Here is a 15,737-nt window from a genome sequence, read left to right as displayed (position 1 = left end):
TGATGCGAACAATAATGACCAAAAATCAAATTTAGTCAGTTGGTTTCCATGACAGACATTCTACTCCACATCACAAATCTTTTCAAGTGTTATTTTGTGAGGAAAGTCACGATATGAACCGCATGCAAAAAAAAGTGAACCTCTCGGCTCACTTTCTTACATTATACACGCAAATGCTTCGATTCCTTCACTTTCGCTGATCTTCCGGTCGGTCTGACTTTATCGCAAATCATCGAAATACAGCTGTCCATGATGGAGGCTAAATAACTGTACTTAAATTCGCTCTTCGCTCTTTTGTAAGCCCGATCAACGAGTCTTTCCCGAAGCTCGTCATCCTTGTACAATTTGATGACAGATGAACTGATATCCTCCACCGAATTCGGATCGATGAGCAGACCCGTTTCATTATGCAGAACCGCTTCTGCAATGCCTCCCGAGTTACCTGCAACCACTGGTTTGCCGCAGCAGGAGGCCTCAAGAAACACAATTCCGAACCCTTCAACGTCGCCCTTCACCTTCAGGTGGCGGCTGGCCATAATGAATAAATCGCACGTATTATAAAATTTATGAATTTCTTCCCCATCCGAAGCTCGTCCAGCAAAAATAACCGCGTTCTGCACACCACAGCTCTGTGCGAGCTGCTGCAATCGTTCCTTCTCCGGTCCGTCCCCGACAATCAAATAGACCGCTTCAGGAATTTGTTTTAGAATCTCAGGCATCGCCTGAATGACCATGTCGTGACCTTTACGGCGAACGAGACGGCTCAGCGTCATCATCACAAATTTATCCTTCAACCCAAATCGCTCGACAAGCACAGGGTCCTTTTCACGAATTTCAAAATGCTCCTCCACGCCCGGATTGACAATATGAATTTTCGAACGCGGCACTCCGTATTCCTCAACCAGGTTTCGAGTATATTCACTGTTCGTCAGCACTCCGTCTGCTCGCTTTAAAATCATTTTGGTCAAGGTCCGCAGAACCGGAATTTTCTTAAACTCCAGCATGTCCTTTCCATGTGTAGAGACCATATATTTATGTCCGCCAAACACACTGAGAAGCCAGCCGACGAATCCAATCAGCACATATCCATAAATCGTAATATCAATGCTGCGCTCCTCAATCGTCTTCTTCGCCATGCGGAACATGCGTCCCCATCCGCTTGGCTGTATGCTCTCATTTTGAAAGAAACGTCCTCGAATAATATCGTAAGGCTGCTTCGCATCGAACGCTTCGTCATCCGGATAATGCGGAGCCAGCACTGTAATTTGATGTTTGGATTCCAAGCATAAATTGTGATAATAGCTTTGCATGCCGCCGATTCCCGGAGGAAAATTGCCTGTCACCAGCAGCACATTCTTTTTTCTCATATTTGTTTCCAACCCTTCTTCAATAATGCAAAGCCGTTCATGAGAATGAAAAATAACAATTCGCTAATAATATTCCAAATCCTTGTGATAATGGAGATCTGCGTTGCCAAATCCAGCGGAACCTGGAACTGCAGCAAGTAGATAAGAAAGCCTTCCCGGACACCAATTCCGCCCGGCAGTGGACTCATCAAACCGACAAGCCAGGCCAGAGCAAAGGTTCCCGCCGCGTAGAACAGTGATACATCCTGTAGACCAAAGCTCTTCAGCAGCATCCAATACGCAAGCCCCATAATAAAATGGCTGACTAAGAAGTATCCTAAAAAGGTAAAAAATGATTTCCTTGGCAGTGAGAGCTGCAAATTCTTGAATTTTTTAAACCTTCTTAACTGCTTTTCCGTCCACCCTGTAAGTGGTGTGTAAAAAATATAAAACAAAACGAAGGCGGCGGCTGACAAAATAAGTCCCGTTAATGTCAGCATATTTAATAAGTATAGCAAATAAACGGCATATACGGCAGCTGCCAACACAAGCAGCACATTTTCATAAAACAGCGTCAGCATTTGATGGGGGATGGCAACACCGGCCTGACTAGTCATATAGACCCTGCCGACATAATTCCATACGCCTCCAGGGATGTATTTGGCGAACTGCGAATTGATGTAAATGAGTAAGCCCCGTGTTTGGGCGATCAGCCGACCAGGATGATTTAGGATTTGAACCCAATTCCATGCCTGCATCACTAAGAAGATCGTGAACACAATTAAGGATAAATAAAACCAACGATTCGCATTCAGTAAAAAGCGCCATATATCTGACAGCTTCATATTCATATGGGTGAACAAAAAATAAAAGGCTACAACGAGCAGAAGGGAATTGACCGCAAACAGCCAAAATTTTTTACCCTTCAATTTCATCACTAGCCCTCCCATCCAAGCAAAGGTCGCCTGTTTGCTTATTACTCTATTTTTCATAACAAATGCTAGCCGCATACGCGGAAACTGCGAAAACTTCAGCTAAAAAAAGAAATGTATTCATCTCATGGAAATTTCACTTTCTCCACTATATTACAATCCATTTGTTTTGCAAAGGGTATATTGTTGATTTGTGACGAACAAACCTATACCAAAATAAAACTCGTATGGTATGATGAAATCATCAACAGATTTCAAAACAGGAGCGGGTTACATATGAATGAATGGCTTATTTACGGGTCGATCCTACTTCTTTGTGTGCTGTCGGCAGTAGCAACGATCGTCATCGGAAACATTCAACAAAACAAGGAAAACCCAGATTACATGAAACGGACAAAAGGGAATATTTTGCGGCTTAGCCTTGTATATGTTGCTGCCGGAGTGTTGTCTATTGTCGCATTAGTGATTTTTCTTGTGGTAACTTAAAGACGAAAACTTTCCGTTTAGACTTCGATTGTAATCATCACCTTGATGTATGGCTTCATTATACCCCATTTCATCTATACTCAGACAGCATGCCGCCGGGCAAACCAGAATGTCAAGGTGATCCCCATCGTATCCAGCCTCAGGAAATCTCTATGAAGGATATTGATCCGTTCTCGATTTTGACATAAATTCAAAAAAATAAATGAATAATGTGATTTTTTTCACAACAAAACGTTAAAAGTATGTTACAATCTGAATATAACTTGTTACAAAATTCACAAAGTTCCCTGAGGTGATACACATGCTGAAGAAAACAACCGCAATATTAGCCATCTTTTTTCTGACCACCACACCTGCCTTCGCCCATGTCAAATGGTTTAATGAGGCAGAACCGATAAAAGAAAACCTGGATCACATCTTGTCCCCGACCTTTCTCGGATTAAGTCTATTGGTCGCCTTCATTCTTGGTTTGCTGCCCCAATTGGATGCGGTCCTGACTAAGTGGACACCGCTGCAAAGAATCGAAAGAAAGCTGGATTCGTACCGTAAATATACGTTTACATTATTAAAATGGGGAACGGCCGCCTCGTTCGCGCTCGGCTTACTGAATCACAGCGTGCTCGCACCGGACATTGAAGCGAATACGCTGCAGACTTGGCTGGGTATTGCAGTTATCGTGCTGCTGCTGATCCCGTACCATCTGGCCAATAAAGCCGCTGCTATCGGTATTCTCGTCATCTTCGCGTTAGCCATCGATCATATGGGTGCTTTCTACATGCTGGACTACGGATTTTATGTTGCGATCAGCGTAGCCCTGCTGATGGAGAAAACGAGGCTGCACCCTTACGGCATGCCCTTCATCTATTTAGGCACCGGTCTTTCGCTGTGCTGGGTTGCGATTGAGAAATGGGTTTATCCTGGCATGAGCTTGAACATTATTGAAAACTGGAACGTGCCGACGTTTGGGTTCGAGCCTTCCTTGTTCATTATTATGGCCGCGTTCATTGAGTTCGTCGTAGGCTATTTGCTCGTGGTCGGTATTCTGAACCGGCTCTTGGCCGCGGTACTGACACTGATCTTTATCTCAACGACATTACTGTTCGGGTATACTGAAATCGTCGGACATTTTCTGCCGCACATTATTTTGATCCTTTTCATTATAGAAGGCGTCAGCTTCTATCTTCCTCCGATTAAAATGCATAAAACGAAGCTGGATCAAGTCGTATTCGTTACACTGAACTTCTTGTTCGTGCTGGCAACCATGCTGCTTATTTACTACCGCTTCGCGGCCTAATGTATTCGCAAACGAAAAGGGCTTTTAAGGAATGGCGTACTCATCACCGCGCCCCTTAAAAGCCCTTTTCATCGATTTCTATGAAAACTCATCCAACCAGCTGCGCCAGCACTTCGCGAAGCGGCATGTCCTTCATGCTGCTAAGCCTGAGCGAATAATGCTCAAATGGTAGATGGCATGTCACGCTGTTCGGCACAACGACCGTATGCAGCCCAGCGCTTACCGCAGCATTCAATCCGTTCAGCGAATCCTCAAAGGCCAGCGCTTGATCCGGTTCCACTTCAAGCTGCTCCACCGCCGTAACATAAAGCTCCGGATCCGGCTTGACGTTGGCAACGTCATCCCTCGTCCTGAGCACTTCGAAATAATCGCGGATCCCCGTTTGTTCAAGCAGCGTCTCGACCCAAGCGCGGGTAGAGCTGGTTGCCAGCGCGATGCGCAAGCCGAAATCCTGTGCATCCTGCAAATATTCGGCAACGCCTTCTCTTAATACCGGCTGCTGCAGCTTCATTTTCATATATTCTGAAGCTTTTTTTCGTATCGGATCCCAATCGAGCTTCGTACCTAATTCATTCTCCACGCTTTCGAAGAAAGCATGATCATCAGTGCCGATACAAACGGCAAACCTCTCCACCGTCACATTGCACCTGAACTTCTCGCTTAAGATGTGCTGATACGCTTCAAACCAAAGAGTCTCCGTATCTACTATCAGTCCGTCAAAATCAAATACGACCGCTTTTATCAATTCCAACATCCTCTCTCGTATTCTGTCTTGATAAGAAGTTTTTCTGTATTTCTTCGACGAACCGATCCATCTGTTCCTCTTAACTCCATCCTGATGCTTATGCTTGCTGCAGATGGGCCTAGATATACACTTCTTGGATGAAGAAGTTTTTCCTTCTTTCATGGCTTATTTTCATAGACCGCTGTATACTTTGCGAAATAAGAACAAAGACTTTTCACCTTCTTATCTCGTTAACAAGATAAGCTCGTTAAAATGAAGAGAAGCCTATTATGTTTTTATATTCGTAAAGCTTTATAATATGTTGTAAAAGAATTGAAAAGGATGTATCCATTTGAAGCATATATTAGTCGTGGATGACGATGCCGAAATCGCGCAGCTGATTACGATTTACTTGCGAAATGAAGGGTTCAAAGTGTCCGGCGCAATGAATGGCCGAGAAGCGCTCAAGTACATGGAGGAAATGAACAACGATCCCATACATATGATGATTCTCGATATCATGATGCCCGAAATGGACGGCCTGGAGGTATGCCGCCATGTACGGGAAAAGTATACGATTCCCATCCTGATGCTCAGCGCCAAGACGCAGGATATGGATAAAATCTTGGGCCTTATGACCGGCGCGGATGACTACATGATCAAGCCGTTCAATCCGCTTGAGCTGCTGGCTCGTGTCAAATCGCTGCTTAGGCGCTCGTTTCAGTTCAATCCAGAACCTTCGGCGGTGACAACAGATGACGAGATGATCAAGCTCAGCGACCTGACGATCAATAAAACGTCCCACAGAGTGACCGCCCACGGCAAGGAACTGACGCTTACTTCCACCGAATTCGATATTTTGTTTTTGCTCGCCCGGACTCCCGGCAGAGTATTCAGCGCGGAGGAAATGTTCCAGCTTGTATGGAAGGAGAAATATTATGCCTCCAACAATACGGTGATGGTGCATATCAGCCGGCTGCGGGACAAGCTGGAGAAGGCCTTGGGCTATAAATTAATTCAAACCGTATGGGGAGTAGGTTATAAAATTGAATCTTAATCCGCTTTCAGGGCTGCGCGGGAAGATGCTGCTGCTGTTTATCATCAGTCTCGTCCTGAGCATGTTGACGACCTTATTTCTACTGACTCTCGCCATGGCAGCCACATACTTTCATTTTTCGCCTGTGGAGAGCCTGCTCGAATCGCTCTATTACAACTTCGGAATGGTTCCTGTTCTGCTCGTGACGGGGGCTTTTCTGTTTTGTTTCTATGTTATTGTGCTGAGCAGCCGATATGTCAAATATTTAATGCAAATTACATCGGCGGTGCAGGAGATGTCCAAGGGCCGTCTGGACATCCGGATCCCGATTAAAACAAAAGATGAGCTCGGCCGCCTCGCAGATCACATCAACGGCATGGCATGGCATCTGAAATCCTCCATGGAGGAAGAACGAGGGGCCGTACAAGCGAAGAATGAACTGATTACGAACGTATCGCATGATCTGCGAACGCCGCTTACTTCCGTCGTCGGTTATTTGGAGCTGATCCATTCGGACGGATACCGGGATGAAATCGAGCTGCGGCACTATGTACAAATCGCATTCGAGAAGTCGAAGCGGCTGGAACGTCTCGTCAACGATTTGTTCGAATATACCCGTGTGAGTTACGGCAAGCTGCAACTAAGACGGGACCGACTGAACCTCGTCGAGCTGCTCGGTCAGCTTGCGGCGGAGTACTCGTTCTCCCTGCAGCAGTCAGAGATGGAGATGGTGCTGAATTTTAATGAGGATCATTTAATTGTATCCGGCGACGGTGATCAGCTGATGCGGGTGTTTGAAAACTTAATTTCCAACGGGATAAATTACGGCAAGGAAGGCAAAAAAATCGTGCTGACCGCTTACCGCAGCTCGAATCAAGCGATCGTGCAGGTTGCAAATTATGGACCGCCGATTCCGATCCAAGATCTGCCGCATATCTTCGATCGGTTTTATCGAGTGGAGAAATCCCGCTCCACAGCGACCGGAGGGACAGGCCTGGGCCTGGCTATCTCTAAAAGCATTATCGAGCTGCATGACGGTACGATCGAGGTCCGCAGCAGCGTGCAAGAAACCTGCTTTGAGGTAAAGCTGCCTCTTGCACCACCCCATGTTACTTAAAAGAATGTACGGTCGGTGTGATTTTCTTAAGAAATTTGTAAGGTTTTTTTAGATGAATCTTAACAGGTGTCCTGTACTGTAGATGTCATACGACATTTACCGTTAAAGAAGGAGACCTGTATGAAATTGCGTAAAGTGATGCTTCTGTTGATTGCTTTTTATAGTCTTTCACTGATATCGGACAAATTCGGCCTCGCCTGGTGGGAAAAGCTGAACACAAGATCCAGTGACAAAATTTTTGCCACTCAGCAGCTGATTGCAAGCTCCGCCATCTTAATCGATCGCGAAACGGGAAACATACTGTTCTATAAAAATGATAAAGAAAAAGTGTATCCCGCCAGCACGACCAAAATATTAACGGCTCTTGTCGCGCTGGACAAAGGGGATCCCGATGAAATCGTCACAGTAGGAAATGAAGTCCATCTCCGCACCGAAGGGGAAAGCACCGCCTGGCTTTGGGAGGGGCAGCAGATGCCGCTCCGGGACATGATCGCCGCGATGATGCTCCCTTCCGGCAATGATGCGGCGCGCACGCTGGCTGTGCATATTTCCCGCAAAGTATCCGGCAGCAGCGAGATGTCTGCGGAACAGGCCATCGCCTACTTCGCTGAGTTAATGAACAAGAAGGCGCATCTGCTCGGCGCAAACGATTCCCACTTCGTCAATCCGCACGGGCTGCACGATCCGGATCATTATACGACGGCTAGAGATTTGGCGCTTATCGCCAAAGAAGCCATGAATGAGCCGCTACTGCTGGACATCGTCAGCAGCAGCCGCTACGAAGCGAATACGAGCAGCCAAGCCGTGACCTACACGAACCGCAATCATTTGCTTGACCCAGCCAGCCCCTATTTTTTTGAGGGAGCGAATGGAATCAAGACTGGCTTCACCGATGAAGCCGGGTATTGCCTTGTATCATCTGCTCAGCGCGGAGACACTTCTCTTATCGCAGTTGTTCTGCATTCCACAACCGAAGGCGTTTGGCAGGATGCACGCAACTTATTAACCTACGGCTTTGACGAAACGTGGCAGATCGCCATGTCTGATCATTGAAGGAAGCGGCCTCTCTCAGGAGAGCCGCTTTCTCTCATTTTCGAACATAAGACAAAATACGGTGATACATCTTTTTATCCTTTAAACGATTAAAAAGTGACAGCATAGGCTGGAAATTCGCCTCGATAATCCACTCTCTCCCGTTACGATCCAGCGCCATATCTAAACCGATCGTTCGAATCCACTTATAATGGCGATGCAGCTGCTTCGCCGCTGTCAACGCGGTCCGATCAATCCTTCTTCCAATTTCGTCCGGTGAAGTACCCGCCCTAAGTGATTGGCGAACGGCGTTTTCGAACGTCGTAACGCGTCCTCCGCTTAATCTTACATTCGTGACCATATATCCCTTCCCGGCGACCTTCACCAACTTACCGGTCACCTTCCACGGAGATCTGCCGGTTCGTTGAACCATCACCCGCAAATCGTAAGGACGGCCGCCTATGCGTGCCAGCGGAATTCGTTCCTGAACGATTAGGTAGGATCCCCCCTGCTTCCGAATATATTTTGAAGTGTCTCCGATCGATGTGAAACGATGCTTCTGTTTGCCATTCTGCACTTCATATCCCCGCGGTTCCGCCGATACCTTTAATACGCCCTTCCCTCCCCAACCGCCGGACGGCTTGACCATGACATGCTTATGCCTGCGGAGCATCCTCGCAAGCTGCTCCTCCGAATATTTCCTCGTCTCCGGCACATGGGCAATTAATGCTTTATTTTCAATCATCGCCAAGTATTTCGTATATTTTCCCGTACTTTTCGTCATTCATCCTTCCCCTCCTGCACGCCATTTCGAATCAGCGAGTGCTCTACGATGCTCGTTATCTGATTGTTTTCATCGACAAAGACGACCTGCGGCTTCAGGCCCGCGATTTCATCTTCTCCGAACAGTCCCATGCTTAAAATGATCACCACATCTCCCGGCTGAAACAGATGTGCAGGAGGTCCATTCAAGCAGATCTTTCCTGATCCGGCTGGTGCCTGTAGCGCATACGTTTTCCATCTCGTTGCGTTGCGCAGACTGGTGATCTGCACCATTTCATATGGATGAATGTTCGCGGCCTCCATGAGTAACGAATCAATCGTAATGCTCCCTACGTAATCCAGCTCCGCTTCCGTCACCACGGCGCGATGTATTTTGCCTTTGCACATCAAACGCTGCAACACAGCTTCCTCCTTCACGATATGTGTCCATTCCACTGACATCATATGTGTACCCTAGTCGTTTCGCCTTCGTCATCAGCATATTTCGCTCAATTTAGTTCATGGCCGTCTCCAATTCATTTTGTCCTGTGTATGTTAACGATGAAACCAATGAGCAGAGGGAGGATGTGCCATGGAACGCTTTCGTTTCATCTGCTCCAGATGCGGAAAATCTGAACCTTTTTCCTATAAAGCGGTATGTGATTGCGGCGGAACCCTGCTGGTTGACTACGATTTAGAGCTCGTTTCGCAAACGCTGTTTCAAAATCAGCTTTCTCTCCGCAGCAGCACAATGTGGAGGTATAGGGAGCTGTTGCCCATACAGCATCAATCGTCGATCGTCAGTCTCGGTGAAGGCTGGACGCCGCTCCTGCGAATGCCAACGTTAGAAAAAGAGCTTCAGCTTCCAGCGCTCTGGATCAAAAGAGAAGAACAGAATCCGACCGGCAGCTTTAAGGCACGGGGATTTGCGGCAGCCGTTTCGATCATGAATGATTTTCAGCTCAAAAAAGCAGCTGTTCCCTCCAATGGAAACGCCGCTTCGGCCCTCTCCGCTTACGCGGCACGCGCAGGAATAGAAGTCGTCGTCATCGTTCCCAAGGATTGCCCGGGAATCATCGTGGAAGAATGTGTACGGTATGGGGCCAAGACCTTTCTGACAAGCGGATTGATCCATGACGCGGGGGCCATTTTGGAACAGGGAAAACAGCGGTATGGATGGGTGAATGTAGGCACCTTAAAGGAACCCGGACGGATTGAAGGCAAGAAAACGATGGGATTGGAGCTGGCGGAGCAGCTGGGATGGAAGCTGCCGGATGTGATTGTTTATCCGACCGGAGGAGGATCCGGTATTATCGGCATGTGGAAAGCGTTTAATGAACTAATAGCGCTCGGTTGGATCTGTGGACCGATGCCGCGGATCGTCAGTGTACAGGAGTCCGGCTGCGATCCCATCGTCCAATCGATTCATCAAAACGACTCACGATTCATTCCTGCAGCTAATACGTCTTCCAGTCCGACGGGAATGCGGGTTCCCCATCCTCCCGACGGAGATTTACTGCTTTCGATCTTGAGGCAAACAAACGGCACAGCTGTGACCGTAACGGCGCAGGAGATCGCTGTCTCGCAGAAACGATTAGGACGCTGCGGCATTTCTTCCTCACCGGAAGGAGCGGCTGCTTTAGCGGGATGTATTCGTCTGAGGGACAACGGATGGATCCGAGATACGGATCGAGTCGTTGTCTTCAACACATCCCATGCAGATAAATATATCCATTGGGCTGCTCCCCCAGAAGTCCCTATCGTACAAGATTATCATGACTTTATCGCCGCATATGATGGATGAATAGCGTTATTCCTTTATCATGCGGAGCAGGTGAAGCTCATGCGTCCGTTTGTTTTTCAGCTTATGGTCATGCGGAGAAAATACGGCTCGGACAGCAGCTATGCAGCTGTGGGCGTATTCATTGCCTCACTCTTGGCACTTGTCACATTGCCGCTGATCCATGTATGTCTAACTTACTTCGCTCCTTAAGATGAAAGAAAGAGACTCCGCCCGCGGAGTCTCTCTTTCGTATTACAGTATTACACAAACAGCGATACTGCGAGAAGGTCGTACAAGGCCAGCGGAATGATCGGATTGTAGCCGTAACCATAACCTCCGTAGCCGCCGTACCCTCCATAACCACCAAAGCCGCCATATCCACCATAGCCCGGGTAGCCGCCATATCCTCCAAACCCATAGCCAAATGGATAGCGAGCAGCTTCTGAGGTAGCATCCGGCTCCAAATAGACGTGTGTATCGCTAATCTGCACGATGGTGCCTTCAATGAGCTGGCCGTCTACCGTTTCAACTCTTACCTTCTGGTTCAGCGCACTGCAGCAGGCATCATACACGTTCGCTTTAAAATCTCGAATGGACTGCACAACATCTGGATCCGTCTGAATCAATGTACGAACCTCACGATTCATGAATACATCGCTCATGTTTTAACCTCCATGCATTTCATATCCCTGTATCCTATGCATCGGCCTAAACGATGGTGCAAGCATGAATAAAAGTCCCCATCACCCGACTGTCGGATGGTGAGGACTTCTTCTTGATCGTATTTTACATGGAGGATGCTGCGCCTTGTGCGGCCGCTTTACGCTGCTTCTTCGATTTCCGGAAGTACAGCATCTCGTAGAATACCGGAACGATGACGAGTGTCAATACGGTTGCCGACGCAAGACCGCCGATCACTACCGTTGCCAGCGATTGAGATACGATGCTTCCTTCCTCCGTCTTCGAGAAGAGCAGAGGCATCATGGCGCAAATCGTGGCGATGGCCGTCATGAGGATCGGTCTCATTCTTACCGATGCAGCTTCGACAATCGAATCGCGAATCGTCATATGCTCCTCGTTCTGCTTCACTTTGTCGATCAAGACAATCGCGTTGGTGACGACGATACCGATCAGCATGAGCGCACCAAAGGCTGCCGTAAAGTCCGGCGTAATACCTGTTACGATCAAGCCCACAACCGCACCGATGAAGGCAAGCGGCAGGGAGATGAGTATCGCAATCGGCGCACGCAATGTCTTAAAGGTAATGACCATGATCAAATATACGATACCGATCGAAATCAGCATGGTTACGAATAGGTCGATGAAATCCTGAGATTGATCTGCCGATGCACCGCCTACCTTCATTTCTACGTCTCCCGGCAGCTCGATATCATTCGTTACCTTCGTAATATCCGCACCGACAACGGAAACTTTCTCTGGGTCCACCTGTGCCGTAACACGCACATAGTTTTTACCGGATTGATGATACAGGCTGCTCGCTTCTTCCCGCATGACCAGCTCAGCGACTTCCGAAATCGGCTTTACACCTTCCGCCGTACTAATCTGAAGACGGTTCAAATCCTGCTGTGTCTTCGGTTGAATGAGCGCATCTACATACACTTGCGATGTATTATCGTTCAACGTCATCTGTCCGATTGGAATCGGGTTCATCATCATCTGCAGCTGGGACGCGACCTCTTGTGCGTTAGCTAAGGCTGGATCCACTTCAAATGAGAATACCGGCTTCGTCTCTTCCATATTGCTGCTAACCTTCAGCACACCTTCTACATCCTGAATTTTCTCCATGGCCGCTTGAGCTGCCGCTGCACGTTCTTCTTCGGTTCCTCCCAAGAAGTCTACATAGATGGAGGTGGAAGAACCGCTCATCAGGCTCATCGTCGCTACGCTTAGATCCGCGCCTTCATACTCGCTTTTTTGCGCTTCAATATGTTCGATCAGATTCTCAGCATCTGTCCCTTTCTTCACGACGATCGTGTAACTGACCAATGTCGGCGACGTCACCGATCCCCATTGAGCTGCTTCTGCACTGTTACCGTTACTCATAATGACGAATTCGGCTTCTTCCTGCTCCATGAGAAACTGTTCCAGCTGTCCGCCCTTCTCTAGTACAGTTTCTACAGGTGTATCACTTGGATACTGTAAATTAGCTGTAACATAGCTTGCATCCGATGCATCCAATGCCCCTTTCGGCATGGCGATATATGCGCCGATCGAGCCTACGAACAAGACGACGGCTAACACAATGGGTACCCATTTATGGTTCAAGTTCCACTTCAAGAACGCATTAAAACGTTTGGGTCCTTCATGCTCCTTCATTTTACTGTTCTTCAGCAGCCAGAAGCTGAGGATTGGCACAACAGTTAACGCTACCAGCAGCGACGCCAGCAAGGAATAGGAGATCGTCAGTGCGAACGGCAGCAGGAACGCCTGCAGGGAACCGCGGAGCAGACCCATCGGCAGGAATACTGCAACGGTCGTAATCGTCGACGACGTAATCGCACCCGCCACTTCTTTGGTCGCATCGATGACCATCTGGATAGAGAACGACTCTTTTTGCATGCGGCGGAATATATTTTCGATGACGACAATACTATCGTCCACCAATCGACCAACGGCAACGGCCACGCCGCCCAGTGTAATGATGTTTAACGTAATGCCGGATAGGTCCAGCAGGTAAAGCGTAATCCCCAAGGAAAGCGGAATCGATACGATCGTAATCAATGTCGCTTTAAAGTTTCTCAGGAACAGCAAAATGACGATGGTCGCGAACAATGCGCCAAGCAATACTTCCTGCATCATATGCTGCACAGACGATTGTATCGTATCGGCCAAATTGAGTATTACATCAATGTCCACATTCGGGATTTCTTCATTTAATTCCGCAATTCGCTCTTCAAGCGCTTTGCCGACAGCCACCTGATTTGCGGTGGATTCCTTCGTGATATCTAAGGCCAATATCTCTTTACCATTCATCCGGCTGACGCTCTCTTGACTGCTGTCCACCTGTACCGCAGCCACATCCTTCAACAGAACTCCTGGAACAACCGGCAGATTTTCCAACGTCGCCAAATCGTTCACTTGCGAAGTCACTTGAATGTTGCCCGAGAGGTTGTCAATCGTCTGTTCACCGATAGATGCCGATATATTTTGTCCCTGCAGCACACCAAACAAGGTTTGCGCCGGGATCCCAAGCTCAGTAAGCTTTTCCTGATTCGGTACAATCATCACGTTAGGTGACGTTTTGCCGTACAGGGAAACACCAGCAACCCCTTTGATCTTCTTCAGTTCATTCACAATCGTCGTCTCAGCCAGCTTCATGTTCTCATCTGTTAAGCCGTCATCGAAAGCAACTGTAATTTGTGCAACTGGAATCATGCTCGTGTTGAGCAGCAGCACATAAGGCTTCATCACACCTTCAGGCAGCTGCACAGCGGAAATGGCTTCTTGCGCTTCCTGCTTCGCTTCCTTCAAGTCCATCTTGGAGTCATAGAACAAATTAATTTGAGAGTACCCATCCCCCGATGTAGAAAGCATCTCGGTCTTCCCCTTTACGAATTGCAGGGAATCCTCCAGCGGGCTTGTGACCTGCTGCTCCATGGACTTCGCATTGTAACCCGGTCCAATCGCTGTGATGGTAATTTGTGGATTGTCTGCCTCCGGCAGCAGTTCCATTGGCATTTTCGCATAGCTCATGATGCCGATACCGATCGACATAAAGATCAGTAAAATAATCGCGGCTTTATTCTTAAAAGCCCATTTCGTAAACCAAGTCATTTTAGTTTCTAACTCCTTCCGAAATCGTTTCGTCTGTTTTTAACTATCCACATTATAAACAGTGAAAGTCATAGTGATAGGTGGAAAGAGTCACAAAACCGACATGACTTTCGTCATGAACTCAACAAGACTCGAGTCTGAGGGCAAGCCCCGACTTCAGTGCCTTTTTTCTGTACGCAGACAGAAATGGTTATTGAAAATCGAGTAGGAGGGGGCGGCTAGCCCCCGACCTCTCACACCACCGTACATGCGGGTCCGCATACGGCGGTTCCTAAAGGTTAACAAAGTTCTTCATACCGACGAAGTAAGCTGAACAGCCCTCGCACTTCCCAATAGGAAGTGTTGAGGGCGTTATTTATGTTTCGGGACATCTCCCAAGCACCCCTTCGAGAGTTAGCTATCATGAACACCGCCCATTCCGGGACTCCGAGTGCTCGAAGTTCACGGATACGGGTACGAACCCGTTTCCATTGCTTCCACAGGCACATGCGAAGTCGGCGGCGAATCCAACTGTCGAAGTTTGCACAGTGCGTCTTCGCCGATGCCATGCGGAAATAGCCGAGCCACCCTCGCAGGTAGCGATTGAGGTCTTCGATTCGCTTTTCCATTGATACGGGCTTCGTTCGTGATGTCAATTCTCGAATNATCGGTGTCCACGCTTGGTTAGTTCTTTGTCCAGGTCATCCAGTAGGATGTTCGCAAGTAGTGGGCTGAGAGGTCCACCTTGCGGCGTTCCCTCGTCTGTCTGTTTTACGATTCCATTCTCCATCACGCCCGAGTTTAAGTAAGCCCGGATCAGTTTCAGGACGCGCTTGTCCGTCACTTTCCGTGCTACTCGGGACATGAGGATGTCGTGGTTTACCTTGTCGAAGAACTTCTCCAAATCCATATCCACCACCCAGCGGTTTCCTTCTTGGATGAAGGATTGCGCCTTCTTTACTGCATCATGCGCGCGTTTTCCCGGTCGAAAGCCGAAGCTGTTCCCCGAGAAGTTAGGGTCGAACAATGGTGTCATCACTTGCAGAAGGGCTTGCTGGAGGAAGCGATCCATTACGGTCGGGATGCCAAGAAGCCGTTTACCGCCTCCGGGTTTGGGAATTTTCACCCGTCTGACTGGCATCGGTTCGTAGCTTCCCGTCAGGAGTTGGTTTCTCACCTCGTCCCAGCGTTTCCATAGGTGCGCTTGTAGCTCGGCTACCGTCACGCCGTCAACGCCGGGTGCTCCTCCGTTCTGTTTCACTCGTTTTACCGCGAGCCGAAGGTTGTTCCCTTCGAGCATCCGCTCCAACAAGTCGGTCTGGCCTTCGCGAGATGAATGGTCTGTTTGTACCGAAGATGAGCTCGGCGCTCCGGCATACCCTCGCGGCTTCACCGCTGCTCTTTGCCGTGAGCCTTCGTATGAAGTTGGCTGCTGTCTACACTCATCCTGC

General features: G+C 48.3%; 14 protein-coding genes and 1 pseudogene. 7 read left to right on the top strand and 8 right to left on the bottom strand.

What is annotated here, in order from left to right:
* Nucleotides 1-161 precede the first annotated feature (161 nt).
* Both ACFPXP_RS03245 and ACFPXP_RS03240 read right to left on the bottom strand, forming a co-directional pair.
* Nucleotides 162-1,367, bottom strand: coding sequence for a glycosyltransferase family 4 protein (locus ACFPXP_RS03245; protein WP_379892306.1), 1,206 nt, complete (start codon nucleotides 1,365-1,367; stop codon nucleotides 162-164).
* Nucleotides 1,364-2,281, bottom strand: coding sequence for a lysylphosphatidylglycerol synthase transmembrane domain-containing protein (locus ACFPXP_RS03240; protein WP_379892304.1), 918 nt, complete (start codon nucleotides 2,279-2,281; stop codon nucleotides 1,364-1,366). The genes ACFPXP_RS03245 and ACFPXP_RS03240 overlap by 4 nt, the downstream gene beginning before the upstream one ends.
* A gap of 273 nt (nucleotides 2,282-2,554) precedes the next feature.
* Here ACFPXP_RS03240 and ACFPXP_RS03235 point away from each other — a divergent pair, with 273 nt between their 5' ends.
* Complete coding sequence (locus ACFPXP_RS03235) at nucleotides 2,555-2,764, top strand: hypothetical protein (protein WP_379892302.1); 210 nt, start codon at nucleotides 2,555-2,557, stop codon at nucleotides 2,762-2,764.
* 301 nt (nucleotides 2,765-3,065) lie between these two features.
* Complete coding sequence (locus tag ACFPXP_RS03230; RefSeq protein WP_379892300.1) at nucleotides 3,066-4,058, top strand: DoxX family membrane protein; 993 nt, start codon at nucleotides 3,066-3,068, stop codon at nucleotides 4,056-4,058.
* Between the two features lie 88 nt (nucleotides 4,059-4,146).
* Here ACFPXP_RS03230 and ACFPXP_RS03225 read toward each other — a convergent pair whose 3' ends face one another.
* Nucleotides 4,147-4,803, bottom strand: a complete 657-nt coding sequence (locus tag ACFPXP_RS03225; protein WP_379892335.1) for an HAD family hydrolase — start codon at nucleotides 4,801-4,803, stop codon at nucleotides 4,147-4,149.
* A gap of 331 nt (nucleotides 4,804-5,134) precedes the next feature.
* On the opposite strand from ACFPXP_RS03225, the gene ACFPXP_RS03220 reads away from it, so the two are divergent.
* From ACFPXP_RS03220 to ACFPXP_RS03210, 3 genes are all read left to right on the top strand, one after another.
* Nucleotides 5,135-5,839, top strand: coding sequence for a response regulator transcription factor (locus ACFPXP_RS03220; RefSeq protein ID WP_379892298.1), 705 nt, complete (start codon nucleotides 5,135-5,137; stop codon nucleotides 5,837-5,839).
* Nucleotides 5,829-6,935: a sensor histidine kinase gene (locus tag ACFPXP_RS03215; RefSeq protein ID WP_379892297.1), complete on the top strand. Its 1,107-nt coding sequence runs from the start codon at nucleotides 5,829-5,831 to the stop codon at nucleotides 6,933-6,935. Before ACFPXP_RS03220 ends, ACFPXP_RS03215 begins: the two co-directional genes overlap by 11 nt.
* Nucleotides 6,936-7,055: 120 nt before the next feature.
* Nucleotides 7,056-7,988, top strand: coding sequence for a D-alanyl-D-alanine carboxypeptidase family protein (locus tag ACFPXP_RS03210; RefSeq protein ID WP_379892295.1), 933 nt, complete (start codon nucleotides 7,056-7,058; stop codon nucleotides 7,986-7,988).
* 34 nt (nucleotides 7,989-8,022) lie between these two features.
* Here the strand turns inward: ACFPXP_RS03210 and ACFPXP_RS03205 are convergent, their stop codons facing one another.
* Nucleotides 8,023-8,751, bottom strand: a complete 729-nt coding sequence (locus ACFPXP_RS03205) for a YheC/YheD family protein (protein ID WP_379892293.1) — start codon at nucleotides 8,749-8,751, stop codon at nucleotides 8,023-8,025.
* On the bottom strand, nucleotides 8,748-9,149 hold the full coding sequence (panD, locus tag ACFPXP_RS03200; RefSeq protein WP_379892291.1) for an aspartate 1-decarboxylase: 402 nt from the start codon (nucleotides 9,147-9,149) through the stop codon (nucleotides 8,748-8,750). Before panD ends, ACFPXP_RS03205 begins: the two co-directional genes overlap by 4 nt.
* A gap of 172 nt (nucleotides 9,150-9,321) precedes the next feature.
* Between panD and ACFPXP_RS03195 the strand changes: the two genes are divergently transcribed.
* A complete protein-coding gene (locus ACFPXP_RS03195; RefSeq protein WP_379892289.1) occupies nucleotides 9,322-10,533 on the top strand; it encodes a threonine synthase in 1,212 nt (403 codons plus the stop codon).
* Between the two features lie 39 nt (nucleotides 10,534-10,572).
* Nucleotides 10,573-10,722, top strand: a complete 150-nt coding sequence (locus ACFPXP_RS03190; protein WP_379892287.1) for a hypothetical protein — start codon at nucleotides 10,573-10,575, stop codon at nucleotides 10,720-10,722.
* Nucleotides 10,723-10,772: 50 nt separating this feature from the next.
* Here the strand turns inward: ACFPXP_RS03190 and ACFPXP_RS03185 are convergent, their stop codons facing one another.
* The 3 genes and pseudogenes from ACFPXP_RS03185 to ACFPXP_RS03175 form a co-directional block, all read right to left on the bottom strand.
* Nucleotides 10,773-11,174, bottom strand: coding sequence for a hypothetical protein (locus ACFPXP_RS03185; protein WP_379892285.1), 402 nt, complete (start codon nucleotides 11,172-11,174; stop codon nucleotides 10,773-10,775).
* A 124-nt stretch (nucleotides 11,175-11,298) separates the two neighbouring features.
* Nucleotides 11,299-14,307, bottom strand: coding sequence for an efflux RND transporter permease subunit (locus ACFPXP_RS03180; protein ID WP_379892283.1), 3,009 nt, complete (start codon nucleotides 14,305-14,307; stop codon nucleotides 11,299-11,301).
* 278 nt (nucleotides 14,308-14,585) lie between these two features.
* Nucleotides 14,586-15,737, bottom strand: a pseudogene (locus ACFPXP_RS03175) (group II intron reverse transcriptase/maturase); the annotation flags it as partial.

The organism is Marinicrinis lubricantis, assembly GCF_042658665.1.
Classification (GTDB): Bacteria; Bacillota; Bacilli; order Paenibacillales; family KCTC-33676; genus Marinicrinis; species Marinicrinis lubricantis.
This window is presented reverse-complemented; position numbering and strand designations above follow the sequence as displayed.

Coding starts and splice junctions, on each gene's coding strand:
- ACFPXP_RS03245 (WP_379892306.1), bottom strand. CDS start 1,367: ATGAGAAAAAAGAATGTGCTGCTGGTGACAGGCAATTTTCCTCCGGGA.
- ACFPXP_RS03240 (WP_379892304.1), bottom strand. CDS start 2,281: ATGAAATTGAAGGGTAAAAAATTTTGGCTGTTTGCGGTCAATTCCCTT.
- ACFPXP_RS03235 (WP_379892302.1), top strand. CDS start 2,555: ATGAATGAATGGCTTATTTACGGGTCGATCCTACTTCTTTGTGTGCTG.
- ACFPXP_RS03230 (WP_379892300.1), top strand. CDS start 3,066: ATGCTGAAGAAAACAACCGCAATATTAGCCATCTTTTTTCTGACCACC.
- ACFPXP_RS03210 (WP_379892295.1), top strand. CDS start 7,056: ATGAAATTGCGTAAAGTGATGCTTCTGTTGATTGCTTTTTATAGTCTT.
- ACFPXP_RS03205 (WP_379892293.1), bottom strand. CDS start 8,751: ATGACGAAAAGTACGGGAAAATATACGAAATACTTGGCGATGATTGAA.
- ACFPXP_RS03195 (WP_379892289.1), top strand. CDS start 9,322: ATGGAACGCTTTCGTTTCATCTGCTCCAGATGCGGAAAATCTGAACCT.
- ACFPXP_RS03190 (WP_379892287.1), top strand. CDS start 10,573: ATGCGTCCGTTTGTTTTTCAGCTTATGGTCATGCGGAGAAAATACGGC.
- ACFPXP_RS03185 (WP_379892285.1), bottom strand. CDS start 11,174: ATGAGCGATGTATTCATGAATCGTGAGGTTCGTACATTGATTCAGACG.
- ACFPXP_RS03180 (WP_379892283.1), bottom strand. CDS start 14,307: ATGACTTGGTTTACGAAATGGGCTTTTAAGAATAAAGCCGCGATTATT.